Origin of the sequence: Streptomyces sp. NPDC004539 (assembly GCF_040610055.1) — a bacterium.
Taxonomy (GTDB): Bacteria; Actinomycetota; Actinomycetes; order Streptomycetales; family Streptomycetaceae; genus Streptomyces.
In genome coordinates this window covers 400,750-426,874 of the sequence record NZ_JBEXLS010000001.1, presented here as the reverse complement: position 1 = coordinate 426,874, position 26,125 = coordinate 400,750, and the positions used below count along the sequence as shown (strand labels likewise).

The 26,125-nt window shown below is 69.8% G+C and carries 26 protein-coding genes and 1 tRNA gene; 26 read left to right on the top strand and 1 reads right to left on the bottom strand.

Annotated features, from left to right (window positions below):
- The first annotated feature begins 41 nt into the window (after positions 1-41).
- From ABZX85_RS01860 to ABZX85_RS01835, 6 genes are all read left to right on the top strand, one after another.
- Positions 42-389 carry a hypothetical protein gene (locus ABZX85_RS01860; protein WP_355861602.1) on the top strand — a complete coding sequence of 116 codons (348 nt, stop codon included), beginning with the start codon at positions 42-44 and terminating at the stop codon, positions 387-389.
- Positions 386-1,288 (top strand): bifunctional DNA primase/polymerase, encoded by a 903-nt coding sequence (locus ABZX85_RS01855; protein ID WP_355861600.1) that lies wholly within the window; start codon positions 386-388, stop codon positions 1,286-1,288. Before ABZX85_RS01860 ends, ABZX85_RS01855 begins: the two co-directional genes overlap by 4 nt.
- On the top strand, positions 1,285-1,716 hold the full coding sequence (locus tag ABZX85_RS01850) for a hypothetical protein (protein ID WP_355861598.1): 432 nt from the start codon (positions 1,285-1,287) through the stop codon (positions 1,714-1,716). Before ABZX85_RS01855 ends, ABZX85_RS01850 begins: the two co-directional genes overlap by 4 nt.
- Positions 1,713-2,861 carry a DUF3631 domain-containing protein gene (locus ABZX85_RS01845; RefSeq protein ID WP_355861596.1) on the top strand — a complete coding sequence of 383 codons (1,149 nt, stop codon included), beginning with the start codon at positions 1,713-1,715 and terminating at the stop codon, positions 2,859-2,861. Before ABZX85_RS01850 ends, ABZX85_RS01845 begins: the two co-directional genes overlap by 4 nt.
- Before the next feature lie 203 nt (positions 2,862-3,064).
- Complete coding sequence (locus ABZX85_RS01840) at positions 3,065-3,259, top strand: helix-turn-helix domain-containing protein (RefSeq protein ID WP_355861594.1); 195 nt, start codon at positions 3,065-3,067, stop codon at positions 3,257-3,259.
- Positions 3,256-4,740, top strand: coding sequence for a site-specific integrase (locus ABZX85_RS01835; protein ID WP_355861592.1), 1,485 nt, complete (start codon positions 3,256-3,258; stop codon positions 4,738-4,740). Before ABZX85_RS01840 ends, ABZX85_RS01835 begins: the two co-directional genes overlap by 4 nt.
- Positions 4,741-4,881: 141 nt before the next feature.
- On the opposite strand, the gene ABZX85_RS01830 is transcribed toward ABZX85_RS01835, so the two are convergent.
- Positions 4,882-4,953 (bottom strand) — tRNA-Arg (locus ABZX85_RS01830).
- Positions 4,954-5,104: 151 nt separating this feature from the next.
- Between ABZX85_RS01830 and ABZX85_RS01825 the strand changes: the two genes are divergently transcribed.
- The 20 genes from ABZX85_RS01825 to ABZX85_RS01730 all read left to right on the top strand — a co-directional run bounded on the left by ABZX85_RS01825 (position 5,105) and on the right by ABZX85_RS01730 (position 26,045).
- Positions 5,105-5,656, top strand: coding sequence for a response regulator (locus tag ABZX85_RS01825; protein WP_355861590.1), 552 nt, complete (start codon positions 5,105-5,107; stop codon positions 5,654-5,656).
- Between the two features lie 200 nt (positions 5,657-5,856).
- The gene (nrtL, locus tag ABZX85_RS01820) at positions 5,857-6,960 is read left to right on the top strand and encodes an ArgS-related anticodon-binding protein NrtL (RefSeq protein WP_355861589.1); all 1,104 of its coding nucleotides are present in this window, start codon (positions 5,857-5,859) and stop codon (positions 6,958-6,960) included.
- Between the two features lie 16 nt (positions 6,961-6,976).
- Positions 6,977-8,368: a diaminopimelate decarboxylase gene (gene lysA / locus ABZX85_RS01815; protein WP_355861587.1), complete on the top strand. Its 1,392-nt coding sequence runs from the start codon at positions 6,977-6,979 to the stop codon at positions 8,366-8,368.
- A 145-nt stretch (positions 8,369-8,513) separates the two neighbouring features.
- Entirely contained in the window at positions 8,514-9,806 is a 1,293-nt protein-coding gene (locus tag ABZX85_RS01810; protein ID WP_355861585.1) for a homoserine dehydrogenase, read from the top strand.
- A 6-nt stretch (positions 9,807-9,812) separates the two neighbouring features.
- Complete coding sequence (gene thrC / locus ABZX85_RS01805; protein WP_355861583.1) at positions 9,813-10,871, top strand: threonine synthase; 1,059 nt, start codon at positions 9,813-9,815, stop codon at positions 10,869-10,871.
- Between the two features lie 232 nt (positions 10,872-11,103).
- A complete protein-coding gene (thrB, locus tag ABZX85_RS01800; protein WP_355861581.1) occupies positions 11,104-12,039 on the top strand; it encodes a homoserine kinase in 936 nt (311 codons plus the stop codon).
- A 428-nt stretch (positions 12,040-12,467) separates the two neighbouring features.
- Positions 12,468-14,495 carry a transcription termination factor Rho gene (gene rho, locus ABZX85_RS01795; protein WP_355861579.1) on the top strand — a complete coding sequence of 676 codons (2,028 nt, stop codon included), beginning with the start codon at positions 12,468-12,470 and terminating at the stop codon, positions 14,493-14,495.
- A gap of 178 nt (positions 14,496-14,673) precedes the next feature.
- Positions 14,674-15,771, top strand: a complete 1,098-nt coding sequence (locus ABZX85_RS01790) for an LCP family protein (protein ID WP_355861577.1) — start codon at positions 14,674-14,676, stop codon at positions 15,769-15,771.
- 269 nt (positions 15,772-16,040) lie between these two features.
- Positions 16,041-16,265, top strand: a complete 225-nt coding sequence (rpmE, locus tag ABZX85_RS01785) for a 50S ribosomal protein L31 (protein ID WP_075732744.1) — start codon at positions 16,041-16,043, stop codon at positions 16,263-16,265.
- Positions 16,266-16,372: 107 nt separating this feature from the next.
- The gene (gene prfA, locus ABZX85_RS01780) at positions 16,373-17,449 is read left to right on the top strand and encodes a peptide chain release factor 1 (RefSeq protein ID WP_355861575.1); all 1,077 of its coding nucleotides are present in this window, start codon (positions 16,373-16,375) and stop codon (positions 17,447-17,449) included.
- 37 nt (positions 17,450-17,486) lie between these two features.
- Positions 17,487-18,332, top strand: coding sequence for a peptide chain release factor N(5)-glutamine methyltransferase (gene prmC, locus ABZX85_RS01775; protein ID WP_355861573.1), 846 nt, complete (start codon positions 17,487-17,489; stop codon positions 18,330-18,332).
- 46 nt (positions 18,333-18,378) lie between these two features.
- Positions 18,379-19,026 (top strand): L-threonylcarbamoyladenylate synthase, encoded by a 648-nt coding sequence (locus ABZX85_RS01770; protein ID WP_355861571.1) that lies wholly within the window; start codon positions 18,379-18,381, stop codon positions 19,024-19,026.
- A gap of 43 nt (positions 19,027-19,069) precedes the next feature.
- The gene (locus tag ABZX85_RS01765; protein ID WP_355861569.1) at positions 19,070-19,729 is read left to right on the top strand and encodes a protein-tyrosine-phosphatase; all 660 of its coding nucleotides are present in this window, start codon (positions 19,070-19,072) and stop codon (positions 19,727-19,729) included.
- 108 nt (positions 19,730-19,837) lie between these two features.
- Positions 19,838-21,079 (top strand): serine hydroxymethyltransferase, encoded by a 1,242-nt coding sequence (glyA, locus tag ABZX85_RS01760; RefSeq protein WP_355861567.1) that lies wholly within the window; start codon positions 19,838-19,840, stop codon positions 21,077-21,079.
- Positions 21,080-21,218: 139 nt separating this feature from the next.
- Complete coding sequence (locus ABZX85_RS01755) at positions 21,219-22,517, top strand: MraY family glycosyltransferase (RefSeq protein ID WP_355861565.1); 1,299 nt, start codon at positions 21,219-21,221, stop codon at positions 22,515-22,517.
- Between the two features lie 333 nt (positions 22,518-22,850).
- Positions 22,851-23,264 (top strand): hypothetical protein, encoded by a 414-nt coding sequence (locus ABZX85_RS01750; protein WP_355861563.1) that lies wholly within the window; start codon positions 22,851-22,853, stop codon positions 23,262-23,264.
- 225 nt (positions 23,265-23,489) lie between these two features.
- Complete coding sequence (gene atpB / locus ABZX85_RS01745) at positions 23,490-24,317, top strand: F0F1 ATP synthase subunit A (RefSeq protein ID WP_355861561.1); 828 nt, start codon at positions 23,490-23,492, stop codon at positions 24,315-24,317.
- A gap of 83 nt (positions 24,318-24,400) precedes the next feature.
- Positions 24,401-24,649 (top strand): ATP synthase subunit C, encoded by a 249-nt coding sequence (locus ABZX85_RS01740; protein ID WP_010357477.1) that lies wholly within the window; start codon positions 24,401-24,403, stop codon positions 24,647-24,649.
- A gap of 41 nt (positions 24,650-24,690) precedes the next feature.
- Positions 24,691-25,233 (top strand): F0F1 ATP synthase subunit B, encoded by a 543-nt coding sequence (locus tag ABZX85_RS01735; protein ID WP_355861559.1) that lies wholly within the window; start codon positions 24,691-24,693, stop codon positions 25,231-25,233.
- The gene (locus tag ABZX85_RS01730; protein ID WP_355861557.1) at positions 25,230-26,045 is read left to right on the top strand and encodes a F0F1 ATP synthase subunit delta; all 816 of its coding nucleotides are present in this window, start codon (positions 25,230-25,232) and stop codon (positions 26,043-26,045) included. The genes ABZX85_RS01735 and ABZX85_RS01730 overlap by 4 nt, the downstream gene beginning before the upstream one ends.
- Positions 26,046-26,125 lie beyond the last annotated feature (80 nt).

The window sequence follows — 26,125 nt, the reverse complement described above, 5'->3', positions numbered from 1 at the left end:
TGTCCACCCAGTCCCTTCGCAGAGATCTGGAGACATCCAGCATGACCGATCCGACCTGTGTTCCGCGAGTGCCCGAGGGCACCGAACAGGTGACCGTGGTCCGCACCGAGCCCCGCCCCGACGGCAGCACCGTCCTGGTCCTGCTCACCCCCGGGTCCCCGTTCGTCCTGATCGAGCACCGCATGTTCCTCGACCGGTACCTGACCCGCGCCCTGCTCCACACCCTCACCCGCGACCTTGACGGCATCGAGCCCCCCGGCCCCAACTCGGAGGCCGCCGCACTGCTTGACGCGCTGGTCACTGGCGACGACGACGCCTTCAGTGCCGCGGTGGACGGTTACAGCGCCCGCGTCCTCAACCTGTGGACGGACGGCGGTACGGCGGCATGAGCGCGCACCTGCTGCACGCGGCGCTGGACGCCGCCGGCCGGGGCTGGCACGTCTTCCCCCTGCGTCCCGGCACGAAGCGCCCCGCCCTGCACGGGGAGACATCGTGTCCCCGCACCGGCCCCTGCACCACGGGCCATCTGAAGTGGGAGCAGCGCGCCACCACCGACCCCGCTCGCATCCGCACCGCATGGGCACGCGCCCCGTACAACGTCGGGATCGCGTGCGGCCCCTCCGGGCTGCTGGTCGTCGACCTCGACATGCCCAAGAGTCAGGAAGACAAGGGCAGTTCGGACGCGCCTTGCGGCGCGGCGACCTTCGGGGCGCTCTGCGAGCGCGCCGGTCAGCCCGTCCCCGACACCTACCGGGTGCGGACCGCGACCGGCGGACGGCACCTGTACTTCACCGCCCCCGCCAGGGTCCGCCTCGCCAACACGGCGGGAACGGTGGGGGAGTTGGTCGACACCCGTGCGTGGGGCGGGTACGTCGTCGCCGCCGGATCGGGCACCCCCGCCGGAGCGTACGAAGCGCTGAGCGGCCCTCAGGCGGCCCCGGTGCCCGGATGGCTGCTGAGCATCCTGCGACCCGCCCCCAAGCCCTCACAGGCCCCCTCGGTGGCCGTGAAGGGGCAATCCGGCAGGTATGCGGATGTAGCGCTCGCCAGTGAAACCGCGAACGTCGCCGCCGCGCGACCGGGCGGGCGGGAGACAGCGTTGTTCCGGGCCGCGCGCGCCCTGGGACGCTTCGTCGCGTGGGGCGACCTCCCCCGGCACGTGGTCGAACAGGCTCTTCAGGAAGCGGGGGAGGCGGCCGGACTGCCGGCGCCCGAGTGCCGCTCCACCCTCCGATCCGCCCTCACCTGGTCCATCACCCACAACCAGCGGCGCCCGGAGACGGCATGAACACCCCTCCCCGCCCCTCCCTGAAGAGCCTCACCCCCACCCCCGACAGTCCGCAGGACGCCACACCGGCCGTGCCCCCGGCGGCCGTCGGCGGGCCGGAGGTCGCCGCCCGTGAGGGCGTCCCTTCAGCTCTTCTCCCCGACCCGCACCCGGGCCACCACCCGGGCGACGGCATCACGGACCCGACGCCGGATCGGCCCGGCATCCGCATCTACGCCCCGCCGGTCTACCGCCGCCCCAAAGACGGCGCCCGCTGGTCGAAACGACTCGGGGACACCCCCACCGCCGCATACGCCTGCGCCTGCGGACACTCCGCCACCGCCACCGGCCTGCGCGCCGTCACCGCCCTGGTCACGGCATACGACGCCCACAAGACCGCCTGCACCGGCACCCCCACCGCACAACCCGACAGGAGGGCCGCCGCATGACTCCGACGCCCATCGACGGCGCCGCACTGCTCACCGAGGTCGAAGCGTTCCACCGCCGCTTCAACGTCTTCCCCACCGAAGCCGCCTACGTCGCCGTCACCCTGTGGGACGCGCACGCGCACCTTCTCGACTGCTTCGACTCCACCCCGCGCCTCGCGTTCCTCTCCCCGGAACCCGGCTCGGGCAAGTCCCGCGCCCTGGAAGTCGTCGAGACCCTGGTCCCCGCGCCGATGACGGCGGTCAACGCGTCGGCCGCCGCCCTGTTCCGCTCCGTCGCCAACCCCAACGGGCGCCCCACGATCCTCTTCGACGAGATCGACACCGTCTTCGGCCCCAAGGCCGGCGACAACGAAGAGTTGCGCGGGTTCCTCAACGCCGGTCACCGCCGCACCGGCGTCACCTACCGGTGTATCGGAGACGGCGGCAACCAGAGTGTTCAGGCGTTCCCCTCGTACTGCGGCGTTGCGGTCGCGGGGCTCGGCAACCTCCCGGACACGATCATGACCCGCTCGATCGTGATCCGGATGCGGCGGCGGGCGCGCAACGAAAGCGTCGAAGCCTTCCGGGCCCGCATCCACGAAGCCGAGGGACACGCGCTCCGTGACCGCCTCGCCCAGTGGGCGGAAGCCGTGCGCGGGTTCGTGATGGGCGCCTGGCCGGAGATGCCCGACGGGGTCACCGACCGGCCGGCGGACGTGTGGGAATCCCTCCTCGCTATCGCAGACGTCGCCGGCGGGGACTGGCCCGAGCGCGCACGGGAAGCGTGCGTGACGCTCGTGACCGCCTCCAAGGCCAACGACAAGGGCAGTCTCGGGGTCCGTCTCCTGACCGACCTGAGGGATCACGTCCTGACCGGCATCGACCGCCTCCCCACCGTCGCCGTCCTGGACCGCCTCAACTCCCTTGATGACGCGCCGTGGGCGGACCTGCAAGGCAAGCCGCTGGACAGTCGGCGCCTGTCGAAGATGCTCGCGGAGTACATGACCGGCGACAACGAGCCGATCGCGTCCCGCAACATCAAGACCGCCGGAAGCGTCCTCAAGGGCTACTACGCCACCGACCTCTGGGACGCATGGCAGCGCTACTGCCCCCCTCCCCGGGAAAGTCCGCTACCGCCGCTACCCGGCACCGAAAACACGGCCTGACCAGCAGCAACGCGGTAGCGGCGACCCGTATCCGGGGCCGCTACCGCCCCGCTACCCGTCCGCTACCGATACCCCTTCCCGCTACCTCCAACAGGCCCCTGACCTGCGAGGTAGCACCAGTAGCGGATGTAGCGGACCTCAGAGGGAGGGGGCAGCGAACCCTCCCCACCTGCTTCGCATCACAACAGAAGAGAGGACGCGGCATGAGTGCCCGCGTGGTGGACGAGAAACTGACCATCAAAGAAGTCATCGCGGATCTGAGGGTTCCTCCGTCGACCTTCTACCGGTGGCGTCAACTCGGAAAGGGCCCCCGCTCCATCAAGCTCCCTAACGGCGACGTTCGGATTCGCCGGTCGGAATACGAGCGTTGGCTTACGGAGCGGGAGGACGCTGCGTGACCGACGGCACGACTGGTACACCTCGGGGCGCTCACGGGAATGAGTGCCCCGAGGGCGGCAAGGAACGCGCATTCTCCAACGACGTTCGCCTGTGGGGAATATCCAAGGTGAGGAGTAAAAGCGCGCCGCATCAACTCCGGTGGCTGGTCGCGGGGAACAAGTGCTATGCGTCGTTTGCCACCTACCCGCTTGCCGAGAACCGGCGCTCTGAACTGCGTCAAGCGATGCGCAAAGGTGAAGCGTTCGACGTGGAATCCGGACTCCCTGAGTCGGAGATTCGGAAGGCGGAAGCGGCGGCGGCTGCTGAGGCCGAGAAGAAGAACGATCCCAAGTGGTGGGATTTCTCGCGGGAGTTCATGAAACGTCGTTGGCGTACGGCGGCGGCAAAGACGCGGGAGGGGTTCGCTGACAGCCTCGCTGCTGCGGCCTTGGGGATGATGGCGGACAAGCCTGACGCCCCGGAACTCCGCTTGGTTCGTAGGGCCGTGAGGTGGGTTGTTGTCCCGGCTCACGAGAAGGAGGAACCCCCGTCGGACCTGGAAGAGGTCTGTACGTGGTTGACGGAGAACTCCCTCCCCTTGTCGGCGTTGAAGGACCACACGGTCGCTGAGGACGTCCACTATCGGCTCGCCTACAAGCTTGACGGCAAGTTGGCGGCAAAGGACACCTACAAGCGGCGTCGGCGTAATTTCAACGCGGCGATGGAATACGCGATCAAGCGCGGTTACATCGACGAAAACCCGGTTGGGGAGTTGGTGAGGCACGCGACTGCCCAGCAAGGGACGATCGACCCGCGCATTCTGATGAACCCGGTACAGGCGCGGGAGTTCCTCGCCGCTGTGTCGTACGTGGGATCGGTCCACCGGAATCGGGGGAGGCGTTTGGTCGCGTTCTTCGGCTGCATCCTGTACGCCGCGATGCGCCCGGCGGAAGTCGTCGCGCTGAGGAAGTCGGACTGTGAATTGCCGGACACGGGTTGGGGATTGCTCACCCTCCGGAAGACACGCCCTGTCGCGGGCAAGAAGTGGACCGACACGGGGGAGCGGCACGACAGGCGGGGGTTGAAGATGCGTGATCCCGAAGCGGATCGTCCGGTGCCTATCCCGCCGGTGCTGGTCGCGATGCTCCGGGACCACCTCAAGGAGTTCGGCGCCGCCAAGGACGGTCGCGTCTTCCACAACGAGCGGGGCGGGTTGGTGGGGTCCACTTCCTACTTTCGGGTGTGGGTGGAGGCGCGGCACTACGCGTTCCCCGAGCACAAGGTGAACAGCCCGCTGGCGCGGAAGCCGTACTCCGGCCGCGCGTTCGCCATCACGCAGTGGCTCAAGGCGGGCGTCCCGATCGCCGAAGTAGCGCGCCGCGCGGGCACCTCCCCAGAGGTCATCGACCGCCACTATGCGGGCCTCATCGACAACAGTGAGGAGGAGGACAACAAGAAGATCGAGAAGGGCATGGGATGGGGGTCTGAGGGCGCCGCGTGAGCTGTGCGTGGCTCACGCACTCCTCACGCACAACCAGCAATAGACAGTGAGAAAGGGCGGGAGTCAGTGAGACTGACTCCCGCCCTCATCTACCGGCACTCTGCCTGGTCAGACCCTTGTTTAAGGTCTCTGACCGGCGAGTGCCCCCGGCAGGATTCGAACCTGCGCACACGGCTCCGGAGGCCGTTGCTCTATCCCCTGAGCTACGGGGGCTTTGTCGGCGAAGTGTTGCTCGCGGCGACGGACAGAACACTACCAGCTCGGGTGGGGTGATCCCGAACGGGTTTGGGGTGGGGGTCGCACGTAGGGGGTGGAAGTGGGGAAAAGCCGGACGCGGTGGCCGGTGCGGACCTACTCTCAAGGGGTGCCAGGCGCGTCGGGGCGGGTGCTTGTTGTGGACGACAACAAGGTCATCCGGCAGCTGATCAGGGTCAATCTCGAACTGGAGGGTTTCGAGGTCGTGACCGCGTGCGACGGTGCCGAGTGTCTGGAAGTCGTGCACGAGGTACGGCCGGACGCCGTCACCCTCGACGTCGTCATGCCCCGTCTCGACGGGCTGCGGACCGCGGCGCAGCTCCGTGCGGACCCGCGTACGCGGGATCTGCCGGTGGCCATCGTGAGCGCCTGCACTCCGTACGAGGTGGAGGTGGGGATCGACGCCGGGGTCGACGCGTTCCTGCCGAAACCGTTCGAGCCGGCCGAGCTGATCGACGTCGTACGCCGACTCGTACGTCAGGGACAGGGCCAGGGCGACGACGGCTCCGCCGCGACCCCCGCACCTCACGGGCCCCGCGATCCGGACGGGCCCGGTGAGCTGGGAGGACCCGGTGAACTGGGAGGACCCGGTGAACTGGGAGGGCCCGGTGAGCTGGGAGGGCTCGACGACGAGAAGCGGACCGCGCAGAGCGGGAGCTGACGTCTGTCGGTCGCGGTAGGCCAGGCCGGACAAGCCGACCGGCCGAGGTCCGGGGCGAGGGCACCTGCATCCATGCCCACGCCCGCATCCACGCCGACCCCCACACCCCGGCCCGTCGCACCAACACCCCCTGTCCACATCCCGGGACCCCCACCCCGTCGACTCGCCTCCCCACCCCCCTCCTCGCCTACGCTTGCCCCGTGACCCCCGTCGAGCTCTCCCGTACCGTCCTGTGCGCCGTCCGGCGTGCGGTGGACGCGGGGGAGTTGCGGGTGGATGTGCCGGAGAGGGTGTCGGTGACACCCCCCGGCCCGGGCGGCTGCGGGGACTACGCGACCGGCATCGCCCTGAAGCTGGCCCGCCCGGCGGGCGAGCCCCCCCTGAGGGTGGCCGAGATCCTCCGCCCCCACCTGGGCAGCGCGCCCGGCGTCAAGGACGTCGTCGTCACAGGCCCCGGCTTCCTGAACATCACCCTCCAGGACACCTCGATCGTCGAGGAGATCCTGCGGGCGGGCCCGCGGTACGGACACGTCGACGCCCCCACCGCAGAGCTGACGCGGCTCCACGCCCCCGACGAACCGCGCGCCGTCGTCGTCATGGACACCGTCGCCCGGGTGCTCCGTACCCAAGGCACCCCCGTCCGCACCTCCTGCGACTCCCGCCCGCCCTCGCAGTGGACGACGTCCCTGGGCGTCGAGATCGACACGTACGGCACCCCCGAGCACCCCGCGGTGCACATCCGCCCGCTCCCGGCCCGCCTTCCCCTCCCCGCGCTCGGCAGGGACGCCACCCGCTGGGCCCTCCTCCACCCCGCCCCGCACGACCACGCCCACCTCACCCCCGACCACCTGGTCCAACGCGAGAGCAACCCCCTCTTCCGCGTCCGCTACGCCCACGCCCGCACCCGAGCCCTCACCCGCAACGCCGCGTCCCTGGGCTTCACGTCGACCCGACCGACGACCCCATCGACGACCCCGGACCCCCGAGACACCCCGGGCCCCCGGAACCCCCCGGCCCACCAGACCCCCCCGGAGCCGGCCCCCGCCCACCCCCTGCACCTCCTCCTCGCCGACCACCCCCGCATCCTCACCACCACCGCCACCCACCACACCCCCCACCGCCTCACCCACCACCTCGTGGCGATCGCGGACGCGCTCCTCCCCCTCCTCCCGTACGCCCTCCCCACCGGCGAGGAGAAACCCGAGGCCGCCCACCGCACCCGGCTCGCGCTCGCCGAAGCCGCCGGGACGGTGCTGGCCGGCGGCCTGTCCCTGCTCGGCATCGACGCACCCGAACACCTCTAGAAAGCCCACACCGAAGATGAGCCGTTCCGCACACCCCGCCGGGCCCCGCCACGCCGACGTCCTCCCGGAGGGCCACTACAGCGCCCCGCCCGCCGACCTGAACACCCTCGACAAGAAGGTCTGGTCGGAGACCGTCACCCGGGACGAGTACGGCGAACTCACCGTCGGCGGCATCACCGCGACCCGCCTCGCCGAGGAGTTCGGCACCCCCGTCTACGTCCTCGACGAGACCGACTTCCGCGCCCGCGCCCGCGCCTGGCGCACCGCCTTCGGCCAGGACGCGGACGTCTTCTACGCGGGCAAGGCGTTCCTGTCGCGCGCGGTCGTGCGCTGGCTGCACGAGGAGGGCCTCAACCTCGACGTCTGCTCGGGCGGGGAACTCGCCACCGCCCTCTCCGCCGGCATGCCCGCGGAACGCATCGCGCTGCACGGCAACAACAAGTCCGTCGCGGAGATCCGCCGGGCCATCGAGGCGGGCGTGGGGCGCATCGTCCTCGACTCCTTCCAGGAGATCGTCCGCGTCGCCCACATCGCACGCGACCTCGGCAGGCGCCAGAAGGTGCAGATCAGGATCACCGTCGGCGTCGAGGCCCACACGCACGAGTTCATCGCCACGGCCCACGAGGACCAGAAGTTCGGCATCCCGCTGGCCGGCGGCCAGGCCGCGGAGGCGGTCCGCCGCGCGCTCCAGCTCGACAGCCTGGAACTGATCGGCGTCCACTCCCACATCGGCTCGCAGATCTTCGACATGTCCGGCTTCGAGGTGGCCGCCCGCCGGGTCGTCGGCCTCCTGAAGGCCGTCCGCGACGAGCACGGCGTCGAACTCCCCGAGATCGACCTCGGCGGCGGCCTCGGCATCGCCTACACCAGCGACGACGACCCCCGCGAGCCCCACGAGATCGCGAAGGCCCTCAACGAGATCGTCACCCGCGAGTGCGAGGCCGCGGCCCTGCGCACGCCCCGCATCTCCGTCGAGCCGGGCCGCGCGATCGTCGGCCCGACCGCCTTCACGCTGTACGAGGTCGGCACGCTCAAGCCCCTCGACGGCCTGCGCACGTACGTCTCCGTCGACGGCGGCATGTCGGACAACATCCGCACCGCGCTGTACGACGCCGAGTACAGCGTCTCCCTCGTCTCGCGCACCTCCGGCGCCGAGCCCATGCTCTCCCGCGTCGTCGGCAAGCACTGCGAGAGCGGGGACATCGTCGTGAAGGACGCGTTCCTCCCCGCCGACCTGGCACCGGGTGACCTCCTCGCGGTCCCCGCGACGGGCGCGTACTGCCGCTCGATGGCGAGCAACTACAACCACGTCCCGAGGCCCCCGGTGGTCGCGGTGAAGGACGGGCAGGCGAAGGTGATCGTGCGCCGGGAGACCGAGGAGGACCTGCTCCGGCTCGACGTGGGGTGACATCCGGGAGCGGCCACGGGAGAATCTCCTGTCCGCAGGTTCAGAAAAATGAAATAGACGTCTCACGATCCGGACCCGGGGCAGAAACCGCGGTCCGGTGGGTGAGACTGGTCAGACCGTAGACCGTATGAGGAAACGAGGTCGCATGATGCGTACGCGTCCGCTGAAGGTGGCGCTGCTGGGCTGTGGGGTAGTCGGCTCAGAGGTGGCGCGCATCATGACGACGCACGCCGACGACCTCGCCGCGAGGATCGGCGCCCCCGTGGAGCTGGCCGGGGTCGCGGTCCGCCGCCCGAGCAAGGTCCGCGACGGCATCGACCCCGCCCTCGTCACGACGGACGCGACCGCGCTGGTCAAACGTGGGGACATCGACGTCGTCGTCGAGGTCATCGGCGGCATCGAACCGGCCCGCACGCTCATCACGACCGCCTTCGAGCACGGCGCCTCGGTCGTCTCGGCGAACAAGGCGCTGCTCGCGCAGGACGGCGCGGCGCTGCACGCGGCGGCTCAGGAGCACGGCAAGGACCTCTACTACGAGGCGGCCGTCGCCGGGGCGATCCCGCTGATCCGCCCGCTGCGCGAGTCGCTCGCCGGCGACAAGGTCAACCGCGTCCTCGGCATCGTCAACGGCACGACGAACTTCATCCTCGACAAGATGGACTCGACGGGCGCCGGCTACCAGGAGGCGCTCGACGAGGCGACCGCCCTCGGGTACGCCGAGGCCGACCCGACCGCCGACGTCGAGGGCTTCGACGCCGCCGCCAAGGCCGCGATCCTCGCCGGGATCGCCTTCCACACCCGGGTGCGCCTCGACGACGTCTACCGCGAGGGCATGTCCGAGGTGACGGCCGCGGACTTCGCCTCGGCGAAGAACATGAACTGCACCATCAAGCTGCTGGCGATCTGCGAGCGCGCCGCCGACGGCGGTTCCGTCACCGCGCGCGTCCACCCCGCGATGATCCCGCTCACGCACCCGCTCGCCTCCGTGCGCGGCGCGTACAACGCCGTCTTCGTCGAGTCCGACGCGGCCGGCCAGCTCATGTTCTACGGCCCCGGCGCGGGCGGCGCGCCCACCGCCTCGGCCGTGCTCGGCGACCTCGTCGCCGTCTGCCGCAACCGGCTCAGCGGGGCGACGGGGCCAGGCGAGTCGGCGTACGCGGCCCTGCCGGTGTCGCCCATGGGCGATGTCGTGACGCGGTACCACATCAGCCTCGACGTCGCCGACAAGCCGGGTGTGCTCGCCCAGGTCGCCACGGTGTTCGCCGAGCACGGGGTGTCGATCGACACCGTCCGTCAGCAGGGAAAGGACGGCGAGGCCAGCCTCGTCGTCGTCACCCATCGCGCGTCCGACGCCGCACTCAGCGGGACCGTCGAGGCGCTGCGCAAGCTCGACACTGTCCGCGGTGTCGCCAGCATCATGCGGGTTGAAGGAGAGTAACCAGCAATGACCCACCAGTGGCGCGGAATCATCGAGGAGTACCGGGACCGGCTGCCCGTCTCCGACAGCACGCCGGTCGTGACGCTCCGCGAGGGCGGCACGCCGCTCGTGCCCGCGCAGGTGCTCTCCGAGCGCACCGGCTGCGAGGTCCACCTCAAGGTCGAGGGCGCGAACCCGACGGGGTCCTTCAAGGACCGCGGCATGACCATGGCCATCTCGAAGGCCAAGGAGGAGGGCGCGCAGGCCGTCATCTGCGCCTCCACCGGCAACACGTCGGCCTCCGCCGCCGCGTACGGCGTCCGCGCGGGCATGGTCTCCGCGGTCCTCGTGCCGCGCGGCAAGATCGCGCTCGGCAAGATGGGCCAGGCCCTCGTGCACGGCGCGAAGATCCTCCAGGTCGACGGCAACTTCGACGACTGCCTCACCCTCGCCCGCGACCTCAGCGACAACTACCCCGTCGCGCTGGTCAATTCGGTGAACCCGGTGCGCATCGAGGGCCAGAAGACGGCGGCCTTCGAGATCGTCGACATGCTCGGCGACGCCCCCGACATCCACGTCCTCCCGGTCGGCAACGCGGGCAACATCACGGCCTACTGGAAGGGCTACAAGGAGTACGCCGCCGACGGCATCGCCGCGAAGACGCCCCGCATGTGGGGCTTCCAGGCGTCCGGCTCGGCGCCGATCGTGCGCGGCGAGGTCGTCAAGGACCCCTCCACCATCGCGACCGCGATCCGCATCGGCAACCCGGCCTCCTGGGACTACGCGATCGCCGCTCGCGACGAGTCGGGCGGGTTCATCGACGAGGTGACGGACCGTGAGATCCTGCGCGCCTACCGGCTGTTGGCCGCTCAGGAGGGCGTCTTCGTCGAGCCCGCGTCGGCCGCCTCGGTCGCCGGTCTGCTGAAGGCCGCCGAACAGGGCAAGGTCGACCCGGGCCAGCGCATCGTCTGCACGGTCACCGGCAACGGCCTCAAGGACCCCGACTGGGCGATCGCCGGCGCACCGCAGCCGGTCACCGTCCCGGTCGACGCGGTGACGGCGGCCCAGCGGCTGGGTCTCGCATAGGGGCAACCCCATCAGGGGTGCACAGGGGGCTTACGACACGCATCGTGCGCCTCCTGTGCGCCCTATGTCGCCACAGAACCTTCCTTCGATAAGCTGTGGCGAACCCGCCTCCTGCATATGCACCGCGTATGCCCGGGCTGCCGCGCCGTAGCCGCAGCCCCGGAGGGTCTCACCGCACGTCAGTCATCGAATGTCATTCGACAGTTCCGCAGCTCAAGGAGTTCATCGAGCGATGGCCGGTCCAGCCTTCCGCGCCGCCGCCGTCCGGGTGCGCGTCCCCGCAACCAGCGCCAACCTCGGGCCGGGCTTCGACGCCTTCGGCCTCTCGCTGGGGCTCTACGACGACGTCGTCGTCCGGGTGGCCGACTCCGGGCTGCACGTCGACATCGCCGGCGAGGGCAGCGAAACCCTCCCGCGCGACGAGAGCCACCTCCTGGTACGGGCGATGCGCACCGCCTTCGACGCCCTCGGCGGACAGCCGCGCGGCCTGGAGATCGTCTGCGCCAACCGCATCCCGCACGGCCGCGGCCTCGGCTCCTCGTCCGCCGCGATCTGCGCCGGCATCGTCGCCGCGCGCGCCGTGACCATAGGCGGCGAATCGCGGCTCGACGGCGCGGCCCTCCTCGAACTCGCCACCGAGATCGAGGGCCACCCCGACAACGTCGCGGCCTGCCTGCTCGGCGGATTCACGCTCTCCTGGATGGACGGCGGCGCCGCCCGCGCGATCAGGATGGAGCCCGCCTATTCCATCGTTCCGGTGGTTTTCGTCCCCGGGAAGCCGGTCCTCACCGAGACCGCGCGCGGACTGCTCCCGCGCTCCGTCCCGCACGTCGACGCCGCCGCCAACGCGGGCCGTGCCGCCCTGCTCGTCGAGGCCCTCACCCGGCGCCCCGAGCTGCTGCTGCCCGCCACCGAGGACCGTCTCCACCAGGAGTACCGCGCCCCCGCGATGCCGGAGAGCGCGGCGCTGGTCGAGCGGCTGCGCGCGGTCGGCATCCCCGCGGTGATCTCCGGCGCGGGACCCACCGTGATGGCGCTGGCCGACGCCGAATCGGCCGACAAGGTCGAGGCGTTGGCGGGCGCGGACTGGGCCGCCAACCGGCTGGACCTGGACCTTCAGGGGGCGAGCGTCCTGCCGCTCGCACCCGCCGGCGACCTCCACGCATAGGCATCGCGTGAATCGGCGCCGGATTTCGAGAGGGGGAATGTTTGTTGGACGCGGTAGTGTTAACCTCAAGTCTGCACCCGACCCCACCATGGCGAGGTGCTTCACGTCCCCGTCCGGGACAGACATTCTTCCGGGAGCTCCCCAAGCCGCACCGCGTTCCGTACGACGCACCTGGGCAGTGCGCTGTGCATCGACGCTGAGTGGCCCAGAGGGCACGCTCCGGAACCGGTGAGACCTCGCCGCGTGACACTGACACCGGGTGCCACGGATCGACTGATCTGTCGAGGTAGCGCCATCACCAGAAATCTCTTCCGCCGCTCCGGCGGATTACCGCCCCGGCTCCGTCCACACCAAAGGGACAGGAACCGGACAGCACAACCGGTCGCCGAGCCAGACAGGCCGACGTCCGCTCCAGGGAAGGACCCTTCGTGAGCGACACCACCGATCTGATGGGCGCGCGTGTCGAGGAGACCGCTGCCGCGCCCGCCACGGACGCCTCCGCGCCTGCCGCCGGTGCCGGCTCCCGGCGGCGCCGCGGTACCGGCCTCGACGGCATGGTGCTGGCAGAGCTTCAGCAGGTCGCATCCGGCCTCGGTATCAAGGGCACCGCGCGGATGCGCAAGAGCCAGCTGATCGAGGTCATCAAGGAGGCGCAGGCCGGGGGAGGCGCCGCCGCCCCGCAGGCCGAGGCCCCCGCCGAGACCAAGCCGAAGCGCCGCGCCACCTCCCGCGTCCGGACGGCCGAGGAGGCCCCGGCCGCCGCCAAGGCCGAGGCGCCCGCCGCCGAGCAGGCCACGGCCCAGCAGCAGATCGAGATCCCCGGCCAGCCGGCCGGTCAGGACGCCCCCGTCGAGCGCCGTGGCCGCCGCCGCGCCACCGCCGAGGCCGGCGCCCCCGCCGCCGTCGTCGAGACGGTCGCCGCCGAGGCGCGGACCGAGCCCAAGGCCGAGACGCCCGCCGCCTCCGCCGCGCAGCCGCAGGCCGACGCCGCCGAGGGCGAGGGCCGCCGCCAGGGCCGCCGTGAGCGCGGCCGGGACCGCGACCGCGGTGAGCGCAGTGACCGCGGTGAGCGCGGTGAGCGCCGTGGCCGGGGCGAGGACCAGCAGGGCCAGGGCCGGCCGGAGCGCCAGCCGCGCCAGGACCGCCAGGAGCAGCAGGGCGGCGGCCGTCAGGACCGCCAGCGCGACAACGGCCCCCGTATCGACGAGGACGACGAGTTCGGTGACCGCCGTGGCCGCCGGGGCCGTTACCGCGACCGCCGCGGCCGTCGTGGACGCGACGAACTGGGCGCCCCCGAGCCCCAGTTGGCCGACGACGACGTCCTGATCCCGGTCGCGGGCATCCTCGACATCCTCGACAACTACGCCTTCATCCGGACCTCGGGCTACCTCCCCGGTCCGAACGACGTGTACGTCTCGCTCGCCCAGGTCCGCAAGAACGGCCTGCGCAAGGGTGACCACGTCACCGGTGCGGTCCGGCAGCCGAAGGACGGCGAGCGGCGCGAGAAGTTCAACGCGCTGGTCCGGCTCGACTCCACCAACGGCATGGCGCCCGACTCGGGCCGCGGCCGTCCGGAGTTCACCAAGCTGACGCCGCTGTACCCGCAGGACCGGCTCCGCCTGGAGACCGACCCGGGCGTGCTGACCACGCGGATCATCGACCTCGTGTCGCCGATCGGCAAGGGCCAGCGCGGTCTGATCGTGGCCCCGCCGAAGACCGGCAAGACCATGATCATGCAGGCCATCGCCAACGCGATCACGCACAACAACCCCGAGTGCCACCTGATGGTCGTCCTGGTCGACGAGCGTCCGGAAGAGGTCACCGACATGCAGCGGTCGGTGAAGGGCGAGGTCATCTCCTCGACCTTCGACCGTCCCGCCGAGGACCACACCACGGTCGCCGAGCTCGCCATCGAGCGCGCCAAGCGGCTGGTGGAGCTGGGCCACGACGTCGTCGTCCTGCTCGACTCGATCACCCGTCTGGGCCGTGCGTACAACCTCGCCGCCCCGGCCTCCGGCCGCATCCTGTCCGGTGGTGTCGACTCGACGGCCCTCTACCCGCCGAAGCGCTTCTTCGGTGCCGCGCGCAACATCGAGGACGGCGGCTCGCTGACCATCCTCGCGACCGCGCTCGTCGACACCGGGTCCCGCATGGACGAGGTGATCTTCGAGGAGTTCAAGGGCACCGGCAACATGGAGCTCAAGCTCGACCGGAAGCTCGCCGACAAGCGGATCTTCCCGGCCGTCGACGTCGACGCGTCCGGTACCCGCAAGGAGGAGATCCTCCTCGGCTCCGACGAGCTGGGCATCGTGTGGAAGCTGCGCCGGGTGCTGCACGCGCTCGACCAGCAGCAGGCGATCGAGCTGCTCCTCGACAAGATGAAGCAGACGAAGTCGAACGCCGAGTTCCTCATGCAGATCCAGAAGACGACGCCGGCGGCCGGTAACAACGACTGACGTCGACGGAGCCTCGGGTTCCAGGAAGCGGTCATTCCCCATGTACGGGGAGTGACCGCTTTCTTTGTTTTTCCTGTGTTTTTGGTCGGCTGTGTCGACTTGTGCAACCCTGTCCGGAGTTTCCCCGTCTGATCTGGCGGAGTGATGATGAGACGAGGCAGCAGAGAGTCGAGGAGACATGTCCGCCGAGAGCACGCCTGACATACCGGGCCCCGGGCCCGCCCACCGCAAGCCGAGGAGGCGGCGGGGGCTGGTGGTGGGGGCCTGGATCGCCGGAGGGGTTCTGGTCCTCGGCGGGACCGGGGCGGGGTATCTGTACTTCAAGCTGAACGGCAACATCAAGAGCGTCGACATCGACCAGGCGCTCGGTACGGACCGGCCCACCAAGGTGGACAACGGCTCCCAGAACATCCTGGTGCTCGGGTCGGACTCGCGGTCCGGGGCCAACAAGAGCCTCGGCGGGGGGACCGACGACGGGAGCGCCCGCTCGGACACGGCGATGATCGTGCACGTCTACGAGGGGCACAAGAAGGCGAGCGTCGTCTCCATACCCCGGGACACGCTGGTCGACCGGCCCGCCTGCACGGACGCGTCCGGGGTGACGCACGACGCGGCGAGCGGGGTGATGTTCAACTCCGCGTACACCACCGGTGGGGCCGCGTGTGCGGTGAAGACCGTCGAGTCGCTCACGGACCTTCGCATGGACCACTACCTGGAGGTCGACTTCTCCGGCTTCGAGAAGCTGGTCGACGAGCTGGGGGGTGTGCGGGTCACGACCACCAAGGCGATCAAGGACAAGGACAGTCACCTCGATCTCGCGGCGGGTACGCACACGCTCGACGGCTCGCAGGCGCTCGGTCTCGTCCGTACGCGGCACGGTGTCGGTGACGGGTCCGATCTCGGGCGCATCCAGCTCCAGCAGGCGTTCATCAAGGCCCTCGTCAACCAGGTCAAGTCCGTCGGTCTCTTCACGAGCCCCACGAAGCTGTACGACCTCGCGGACACGGCCACGAAGGCGGTCACCACCGACTCCGACCTCGGCTCGGTCAACTCCCTGATGTCCTTCGCGAACGGCTTGAAGGGCATCAGCTCGTCGAACATGACGATGGTCACGATGCCCGTCCAGTACGACCCGGCGAACCCGAACAGGGTGGTTGTCGCCGAGACCAAGGCCCAGCAGGTCTGGACGGCGCTGAAGAACGACCAGGTCATCCCGAAGAGTGCGACGGTGGGGACGGCGACGGGGGAGGCCAATGGGGTGGTGGCTTCCTCGTAGCTGCCGGGTGCGGGTCGTCTGTGGCCGTTCGCGCAGTTCCCCGCGCCCCTAAAAGACTGCGGCTGCGGATTCGCTGTGGCTGATCGTGCCTCCGCCGCGTGGGCGCGAACGGCCACGGCGGGCCCGTACCTGTCCACCGGGAATAGTTCCCCCCACCCCCCGGTTTGGGCGTATGGCACCAGTCCTGGCAGACTGGTTAGTCGGCCCCGGTTCACGCCCCGCAGTCCGCGGAAGCGACCCGGTGCCCTCCCGTTGATCTAGGAGACACCTTGAAGCGCGACATCCACCCCGCGTACGTCGAGACGCAGGTCAGCTGCACCTGCGGCGCGTCGTTCACGACTCGCAGCACGATCGAGTCCGGCGCCATCCGTGCCGACGTCTGCTCCGAGTGCCACCCGTTCTACACGGGCAAGCAGAAGATCCTCGACACCGGTGGCCGCGTGGCCCGCTTCGAGGCCCGCTTCGGCAAGGCCGCCGCAGGCTCCAAGAAGTAGCGAGCCCCACTTCGCCGGTCCACGGCAGCGCCCCCGCCCGGGGCGCTCCGGGACCGGCGTTTTTGGTCGCCGCCCACTTCACCGTCGTAAAAATCAGGAGCACCGAGATGTTCGAGGCCGTCGAGGAACTGGTCACGGAACACGCCGACCTGGAGAAGACGCTCGCCGATCCGGCGGTCTTCGCCGACCAGGCGAACGCGCGCAGGTTGAACAAGCGCTACGCCGAGCTGACCCCCATCGTCGGCACCTACCGCTCCTGGAAGCAGACCGGTGACGACATCGGCACGGCGAAGGAGTTCGCCGCCGACGACCCGGACTTCGCGGCGGAGGTCAAGGAGCTGGAGAAGCAGCGCGAGGAGCTGACGGAGAAGCTCCGCCTGCTGCTCGTGCCGAGGGACCCGTCCGACGACAAGGACGTCATCCTGGAGATCAAGGCGGGGGCGGGCGGCGACGAGTCCGCGCTGTTCGCCGGCGACCTGCTGCGCATGTACCTGCGGTACGCGGAGCGCGTCGGCTGGAAGACCGAGATCATCGACGCCACCGAGTCCGAGCTGGGCGGCTACAAGGACGTCCAGGTCGCCGTGAAGACCAAGGGCGGCAACGGCGCCACCGAGCCCGGCCAGGGCGTCTGGGCGCGGCTGAAGTACGAGGGCGGCGTGCACCGCGTGCAGCGCGTGCCGGCCACCGAGTCGCAGGGCCGTATCCACACCTCCGCCGCCGGTGTGCTCGTCACGCCCGAGGCCGAGGAGGTCGACGTCGAGATCAACCCGAACGACCTGCGCATCGACGTCTACCGGTCGTCCGGCCCCGGCGGCCAGTCCGTCAACACCACCGACTCCGCCGTCCGCATCACCCACCTCCCGACCGGCGTCGTGGCCTCCTGCCAGAACGAGAAGAGCCAGTTGCAGAACAAGGAGCAGGCGATGCGTATCCTGCGCTCCAGGCTGCTCGCCGCCGCGCAGGAGGAGGCGGAGCGGGAGGCCGCGGACGCCCGGCGCAGCCAGGTCCGCACCGTCGACCGCTCCGAGAAGATCCGTACGTACAACTTCCCGGAGAACCGCATCTCCGACCACCGCGTCGGATTCAAGTCGTACAACCTGGACCAGGTCCTGGACGGCGACCTCGACGCGGTGATCCAGGCGTGTGTCGACGCGGACTCGGCGGCCAAGCTCGCCGCCGCGTAAGCTCCAGCGCCCCCAGTACGAGAACCGGAGGACCCGCGTGAACCTGCTCCTCGCCGAGGTGGCCCAGGCCACCCAGCGGCTGGCCGACGCCGGTGTGCCCTCGCCGCGCACCGACGCGGAGGAGCTCGCCGCGTTCGTGCACGGGGTGAAGCGCGGCGAACTCCACTCCGTGCGGGACTCCGACTTCGACGCCCGCTACTGGGAGGCCATCGCCCGCCGCGAGCAGCGCGAGCCGCTCCAGCACATTACCGGGCGCGCCTACTTCCGGTACCTGGAGCTCCAGGTCGGGCCCGGGGTGTTCGTGCCCCGCCCGGAGACCGAGTCGGTCGTCGGGTGGGCCATAGACGCCGTGCGCGCGATGGACGTCGTCGAGCCGACCATCGTCGACCTGTGCACCGGCTCCGGCGCGATCGCCCTCGCCCTCGCGCAGGAGGTGCCGCGCTCCAAGGTGCACGCCGTCGAGCTGTCCGAGGACGCGCTCGTGTGGACCCGTAAGAACATGGCCGGCTCCCGGGTCGACCTGCGCCAGGGCAACGCCCTCGACGCGTTCCCCGACCTCGACGGCCACGTCGACCTCGTCATCACCAATCCGCCGTACATCCCGCTCACCGAGTGGGAGTACGTCGCCCCCGAGGCCCGCGACTACGACCCCGAGCTGGCCCTGTTCTCCGGGGAGGACGGCCTCACGCTGATCCGCGGCCTGGAGCGCACCGCGCACCGGCTGCTGCGGCCCGGCGGTGTCGTCGTCGTCGAGCACGCGGACACGCAGGGCGGGCAGGTGCCGTGGATCTTCACCGAGGAACTCGGCTGGGCGGACGCCGCCGACCACCCCGACCTCAACAACCGCCCGAGGTTCGCGACAGCCCGCAGGGCGATGCCGTGACGAACGTGACGACTATTTCCGACGCATTCGAGCAGGAGGCCGGCTGATGGCACGGCGATACGACACCAACGACGCGACCGACCGTACGACCGGTCTGCGTGAGGCCGCGTCCGCCGTGCGCCGGGGCGAGCTGGTCGTGCTGCCCACGGACACGGTGTACGGCATCGGCGCCGACGCGTTCTCCTCGGAGGCGGTGTCGGAACTCCTCGACGCGAAGGGGCGGGGCCGGAACATGCCCACGCCCGTCCTCATCGGCTCGCCCAACACCCTGCACGGGCTCGTCACGGACTTCTCCGAGCTGGCCTGGGAGCTGGTCGACGCGTTCTGGCCGGGGGCCCTCACGATCGTCGCCCGGCATCAGCCGTCCCTCCAGTGGGACCTCGGGGACACGCGGGGGACCGTCGCGATCCGGATGCCGCTGCACCCCGTCGCGATCGAGCTGCTCACCGAGGTCGGGCCGATGGCGGTGTCGTCGGCGAACCTGACCGGGCATCCGGCGCCGGAGAACTGTGACGAGGCGCAGGGGATGCTCGGGGACTCCGTCTCCGTCTACCTCGACGGGGGGCCGACGCCCGGGAACGTGCCCTCGTCCATCGTCGACGTCACGCGTGAGGTGCCGGTGCTGCTGCGGGCGGGGGCGATCTCCGCGGAGGAGTTGCGGAAGGTCGTACCCGATCTTGAGGTGGCGAATTGACGGGGACCGTGCGGGCGGTCGTCGCCGGGCGGGGGGTCACCCCATGCCGGGCATAGGCGGTGGGGAGACGGCCGCCGAGATCACGACGACGTTCGGGTTTCCCCGGGACAGCTTTCGGATTCTGCATGTCAGTACCGGGAACGTGTGCCGGTCGCCGATCACCGAGCGGTTGACCCGGCATTTCGTGGCCGAGCGGCTCGGGGTGCTCGGGGGCGGGCTGATCGTCGAGAGCGCGGGGACGTGGGGGCACGAAGGGGCGCCCATGGAGGCCAACGCGGAGGCTGTGCTGGGGGAGTTCGGGGCGGACGCGTCCGGGTTCACCGGGCGGGAGCTGCTTGACGAGCATGTCATCCGGGCCGATCTCGTGCTGACCGCCACCCGGGATCATCGGGCTCAGGTGATCTCGATGGGGCACTCCGCCGGGCTTCGGACCTTCACGTTGAAGGAGTTCACCCGGCTCGTCAAAGCGATCGATCCGGCTACCCTGCCGCCGCTGGACGAAGGGGTCGTCATGCGGGCCCGGGCGCTGGTGCGGGCCGCCGCCGCGCTGCGTGGGTGGCTTCTCGCGCCGACCGTCGAGGCGGACGAGGTGCATGATCCGTACGGGGCTCCGTTGCCGTTCTTCCGGTCCATCGGGGATGAGATACATCAGGCGCTCGATCCCGTCGTCACCGCTTTGACCGGGGTGCCCGCGCGGATGTAGGGGGTGGGGGTGGGGCGGGGGCCAGGGGTCCCCGTTCCCGTCGTTCGCGGGTTTCCCTCGGTGCGGCCTACATTGGGGGTACGTCCGCTTTGACGTCCGGAGCCCGTTATGACTGTCTCCTTGCCTGTGCTTGAGGCCGATGTGCTGTTGCGGCAGGACCCTGAGATGGCTGAGGTGCTGCTGGGGGAGAGGCGGCGGCAGGCTTCCGGGTTGCAGTTGGTTGCTGCCGAGAATTTCTGCTCGCCGGCCGTGCTGGCTGCGCTCGGGTCTGTGCTCGCCAACAAGTACGCCGAGGGGTATCCGGGGGCCCGGCATCACGGTGGGTGCGAGATCGTCGACGTCGCCGAGCGGGTTGCCGTGGAGCGGGCCAAGGCGCTGTTCGGGGCCGGGCATGCGAATGTGCAGCCGCATTCGGGGTCCTCGGCGGTGCTGGCCGCGTACGCGGCTCTGCTGCGGCCGGGGGATGTGGTGCTCGCGCTCGGGTTGCGGGACGGGGGGCATCTGACGCATGGGTCGCCCGTCAACTTCTCGGGGCGGTGGTTCTCTTTCGTGTCCTATGGGGTGGATGCCGAGAGTGGGCTGATCGATCACGGGGCTGTGCGGGAGCTGGCCCGGGAGTGTCGGCCCAAGGCGATCGTGTGCGGGTCGATCGCCTATCCGCGGCATCTGGACTATGGGTTCTTCCGGGAGGTCGCCGATGAGGTCGGGGCTTATCTGATCGCCGATGCCGCTCATCCGATCGGCCTTGTCGCCGGGGGTGTCGCGCCCAGTCCGGTGCCTTACGCGGATGTGGTGTGCGCCACCACGCACAAGGTGCTGCGGGGGCCGCGGGGCGGGATGGTGCTGTGCGGGGAGGAGCTGGCGGAACGGGTCGACCGGGCTGTTTTTCCGTTCACGCAGGGTGGGGCTCAGATGCACACCGTTGCCGCGAAGGCGGTTGCGTTCGGGGAGGCGGCTGCGCCCGGGTTCGCTGTGTACGCGCGGCAGGTGGTGGCCAATGCTCGGGTACTGGCGGCCGGGCTCGCGGCGGAGGGGATGCGGGTGGTGACCGGGGGGACGGACACGCATCTGGTGGTGGTCGATCCGTCGCCGCTGGGGGTCGAAGGGCGCGTCGCGCGAGGGCGGCTGGCGGCTGTTGGGGTGGTTCTCGACTGCTGCGCGCTGCCGGGGGCGGGTGGGCGCGGGCTGCGGCTCGGGACGGCCGCGGTGACCACGCAGGGGATGCGGGAGGAGGCCATGGCGCGGATCGCCGTGCTGCTCGCGGGGGTGGTGAGGGGTGAGGTGACAGGGAGGAGAGGGCGTGAGGAAGTCATGGAGCTGGTGCGGGATTGTCCGCCGTATCCCGACTGAACGTGGCGCGGGGGAGACTCGTACAGAAGGACGCACAGCCGGACGTGCAACCATCGTGGCTACCCGGATGTCTCCACACGTATGCGCCCGTCGCTAGGGTGTGGGGCTGAGATGGCCAGCGAGACCTGTGGGGAAGCCCGTGCGTGAATACCTGCTGACGCTCTGCATCACGGCCGCGGTGACGTATCTGCTGACCGGGCCGGTGCGGAAGTTCGCGATCGTGGCCGGGGCGATGCCGGAGATCCGGGCGCGTGACGTGCACCGGGAACCGACTCCGCGGCTCGGTGGGATCGCGATGTTCTTCGGGCTGTGCGCCGGGTTGCTCGTCGCGGATCATCTGACCAACCTCAACGAGGTGTTCGAGAAGTCGAACGAGCCTCGGGCCCTGCTCTCGGGGGCCGCGCTGATCTGGCTGATCGGTGTGCTGGACGACAAGTTCGAGATCGACGCGCTGATCAAGCTCGGCGCGCAGATGATCGCCGCCGGTGTGATGGTCGTCCAGGGGCTGACGATCCTCTGGCTGCCGATCCCGTTCGTGGGAACCGTCGCGTTGACGCAGTGGCAGGGGACCCTGCTGACGGTCGCGCTGGTCGTCATCACGATCAACGCCGTGAACTTCGTGGACGGCCTCGACGGGCTCGCGGCGGGCATGGTCTGCATCGCCGCCGCCGCGTTCTTCATGTACGCCTACCGGATCTGGTACTCGTACGGCATCGAGGCCGCCGCCCCGGCGACGCTGTTCTCGGCGATCCTGATGGGGATGTGCCTCGGCTTCCTGCCGCACAACATGCACCCGGCGCGGATCTTCATGGGCGACTCGGGGTCGATGCTGATCGGCCTGATCCTGGCGGCCGGCGCGATCTCGATCACGGGCCAGGTCGACCCGGACGCGATGAAGCTGTACGTCGGTTCCGAGCGCAACGCGGTCCACCAGATGGTGCCGGTCTACATCCCGCTGCTGATGCCGCTGACCATCATCGCGATCCCGGCCGCCGACCTGATCCTCGCGATCGTGCGCCGGACCTGGAAGGGACAGTCGCCGTTCGCCGCGGACCGGGGGCATCTGCACCACCGGCTCCTGGAGGTCGGGCACTCGCACAGCCGGGCCGTCCTGATCATGTACTTCTGGTCGGCGCTGATCGGCTTCGGGGCGCTGGCGTACTCCGTCAACTCGGCGTCGATGTGGATCGTCCTCGGCGTCGCGGCGCTCAGCGCGGTCGGCCTCGTCCTGTTGCTGCTGCCCCGGTTCACCCCGCGCGCCCCGCTGTGGGCCCAGTCCTTCCTGCCGCCCCGCTACCGGCGCCGCAAGGCCATGGTGGCGGCGGCCTCGGCGCCCGCGGAGGAGACGCAGGAGCGCACTCCGGTGGGGGCGGGAGTGGCGGGCGGCGTCAACGGGGCCACCGCTCTGGGGGACCGTACGCGCGTCCCCCGAAGGTGAGAACGTTCCGGGGGCCCGGAGCTTCAAGGTAAGAATCTGACTAGAGCATTGCCAAGTCGTGGGGGAAGCTAGAGGGTATGAACGGGGCAATACCAGACAAACTCCCCCGGATTTCGCTCAGACGCGCAGGTTCACTCTCATGTGTGACAGTGAGCACACCTTCGAGGTAAAGAGCTCATCAAATAGTTTGTGATACGGTTCACGAGAACCCCGGACAGAGCCGAAGGACCGCAGTGCGCAGGTCTGATGGTCTGAGGTCTCGCCCCCTCGAACCGGGTCTACGCTCGTCCATGACGACAACCCTGCCCCCCTTTTGAAAAGCGGAGTTCCGCCATGCCGTCCAACGACGTCCGGATTCTGGCCCAGGCCGCTGTGCCCACAGCCGCCGCCGGTGCGATCGCCGCCGTGGTGAGCGGTGTCGTCGCGGGCGGCAAGGGGGCCATCGGGGCGGTCGTCGCGACAGTCGTGGTCACGCTCTTCATGGGGATCGGGTTCTACGTGCTCCAGCGCACGGCCAAAACGCTTCCGCATCTGTTCCAGTCCATGGGCCTGATGCTCTACGCGGCACAGATCCTGCTGCTCTTCGTCTTCATGGCCGTGTTCAAGAACACCACCCTGTTCAACCCCCGGGCTTTCGCGATCACGCTCGTCGTCGCCACCCTCGCGTGGATCGCGGCTCAGACGCGTGCCCACATGAAAGCCAAGATCCTCTACGTCGAACCCGAAAAATCGGGGCACTCGTCGTGAGAGGTAGGGGTGGGATAAAGACGTACGAGAGATCCTGCTATCGTCCGGTGCCAACTGCGGCATCGCGGGCGCGGGCATTCGAGCTGACGCCTGTCCCATCGCGAGGCGAGATGCCCCTGAGCCGCCCCCACATCCGTAACACCAGTCCCGTGCCGAACGGCGGCCCCGTGCCGCGCCGACACAACGAGGTTGCCGTACCTATGCGCCACGACGAAGGAGCCCGCGGTGAGTGCTGACCCGACGCAGACGCTCGCTTTCGACACGAGTTGTCACCTGTTCGACGGGTGTGGCTTCGACACGGTCGCTCCGGGCCTGCACTCGTTCCTGTTCAAGCCGCTCTTCGGCGACGCGGACAGCAACCTGTACTTCAACAAGACGATGCTGCTGGCGCTCCTCGGCTCGATCATCATCGTCGGCTTCTTCTGGGCCGCCTTCGCCAGGCCGAAGGTCGTCCCGGGCAAGCTCCAGATGGTCGCCGAAGCCGGCTACGACTTCATCCGGCGCGGCGTGGTCTACGAGACCATCGGCAAGAAGGAGGGCGAGAAGTACGTACCGTTCGTCGTCTCCCTCTTCTTCTTCGTCTGGGTGATGAACCTCTGGTCGATCATTCCGCTCGCCCAGTTCCCGGTCACCTCGATCATCGCGTACCCGGCCGGCCTCGCCGGTCTGGTGTACATCCTGTGGGTCTCCCTGACCTTCAAGCGGCACGGATTCGTCGGTGCCTTCAAGAACTTCAGCGGCTACGACAAGTCCCTCGGCGCGGTCCTGCCGATGGTCATGACCCTCGAACTGCTCTCGAACCTGATCGTGCGCCCCTTCACGCACGCGGTCCGGCTCTTCGCGAACATGTTCGCCGGCCACACCCTGCTGCTGCTGTTCACCATCGCCAGCTGGTACATGCTCAACGGCGTCGGCATCGCCTACTCCGGCGTGTCCTTCGTGATGGTCATCGTCATGACCGCCTTCGAGCTCTTCATCCAGGCGGTCCAGGCGTACGTCTTCGTGCTGCTGACATGCAGCTTCATCCAGGGCGCGCTCGCCGAGCACCACTGAGCACACCCCGCTTCGCGCACCACCCCCCAAAGCACCCGGTGGCCAACCCCCACCGGTCCTTGAAAGAGAAGGAAGAACCGGACATGTCCGCTCTCCAGACCCTTGCCGCCGGCGTCGAGATCAAGGGCAACCTCGGCTCCATCGGTTACGGCCTCGCCGCCATCGGCCCGGGCGTCGGCGTCGGCATCATCTTCGGTAACGGCACCCAGGCGCTCGCCCGTCAGCCCGAAGCTGCCGGCCTCATCCGCGCCAACCAGATCCTCGGCTTCGCCTTCTGTGAGGCGCTCGCGCTGATCGGTCTGGTCATGCCGTTCGTTTACCCGAGCGCCTGACCTGACCCGTCGGACCGCCCCTTTCGACGAAAGGCACTGATATGAGCCCTCTGGTTCTGGCGGCTGGGGATGGCGAAAACCCCCTCATCCCGCCGATCCCCGAGCTCGTCATCGGCCTCATCGCCTTCGTCATCGTCTTCGGCTTCCTCGCCAAGAAGCTCCTTCCGAACATCAACAAGGTTCTGGAAGAGCGTCGCGAGGCCATCGAGGGCGGTATCGAAGACGCGCAGGCCATGCAGCAGGAAGCCCAGAGCGTCCTGGAGCAGTACAAGGCCCAGCTCGCCGAGGCCCGCCACGAGGCCGCCCGGCTGCGCCAGGAGGCGCAGGAGCAGGGCGCCACGCTCATCGCCGAGATGCGCGCGGAAGGCCAGCGGCAGCGCGAGGAGATCGTCGCCGCCGGTCACGCGCAGATCGAGGCCGACCGCAAGGCCGCCTCTTCCGCGCTCCGCCAGGACGTCGGCAAGCTCGCCACCGAACTGGCCGGCAAGCTCGTCGGTGAGTCCCTGGAGGACCACGCCCGGCAGAGCCGCGTCATCGACCGCTTCCTCGATGATCTCGAGGAGAAGGCCGAGGCATCGCGATGAACGGAGCCAGCCGCGAGGCCCTGGCCGCCGCACGGGAGCGCCTCGACGCGCTGACCGACGCCACGTCGGTCGACGCGGGTGCGCTCGCCGGTGAGCTGGCGTCCGTGACCGCACTGCTCGACCGCGAGGTCAGCTTGCGTCGGGTCCTCACCGACCCGGCGCAGTCCGGCGAGGCCAAGGCCCAGCTCGCCGCGCGTCTGCTCGGCGACCGGATCAGCGGCCCCGCCGCCGACCTGGTGGCCGGACTCGTCCGCGCCCGCTGGTCCCAGTCCCGCGACCTGGTGGACGCGCTGGAGGAGCTGGCGGACATCGCCGACCTCACGGCCGCCCAGCAGGCGGGCACGCTCGACGACGTCGAGGACGAACTGTTCCGCTTCGGCCGGATCGTCTCCTCCAGCACCGAGCTGCGCGCCGCGCTGACCGATCGGAAGGCCACCGCCTCGGCCAAGGGCGAGCTGCTGCGCAGCCTGCTCTCGCGCCGTGCGGACGCGGCCACCGAACGACTGGTGACCCGCCTGGTGACCGCGCCGCGCGGCCGTAGCCTGGAAGCGGGCCTGGAGGCCCTCTCCAAGCTCGCCGCCGAGCGCCGGGACCGGATCGTCGCCGTGGTCACCTCGGCGGTCCCGCTGAGCGACGGCCAGAAGCAGCGCCTCGGCGCCGCCCTCGCCAAGCTCTACGGCCGCCGGATGCACCTCAACCTCGACGTCGACCCCGAGGTCGTCGGCGGAATCCGGGTGCAGGTCGGTGACGAGGTCATCAACGGCTCGGTCGCGGACCGGATCGAGGACGCCGCCCGCCGCATGGCCGGCTGAGCAGTAACACAAGACGTAGAAATACGGCCCGAGTTGGGCCGTGCAGAGGATTCACCTCGTTCAGGGGGGAGTCCGAAGTA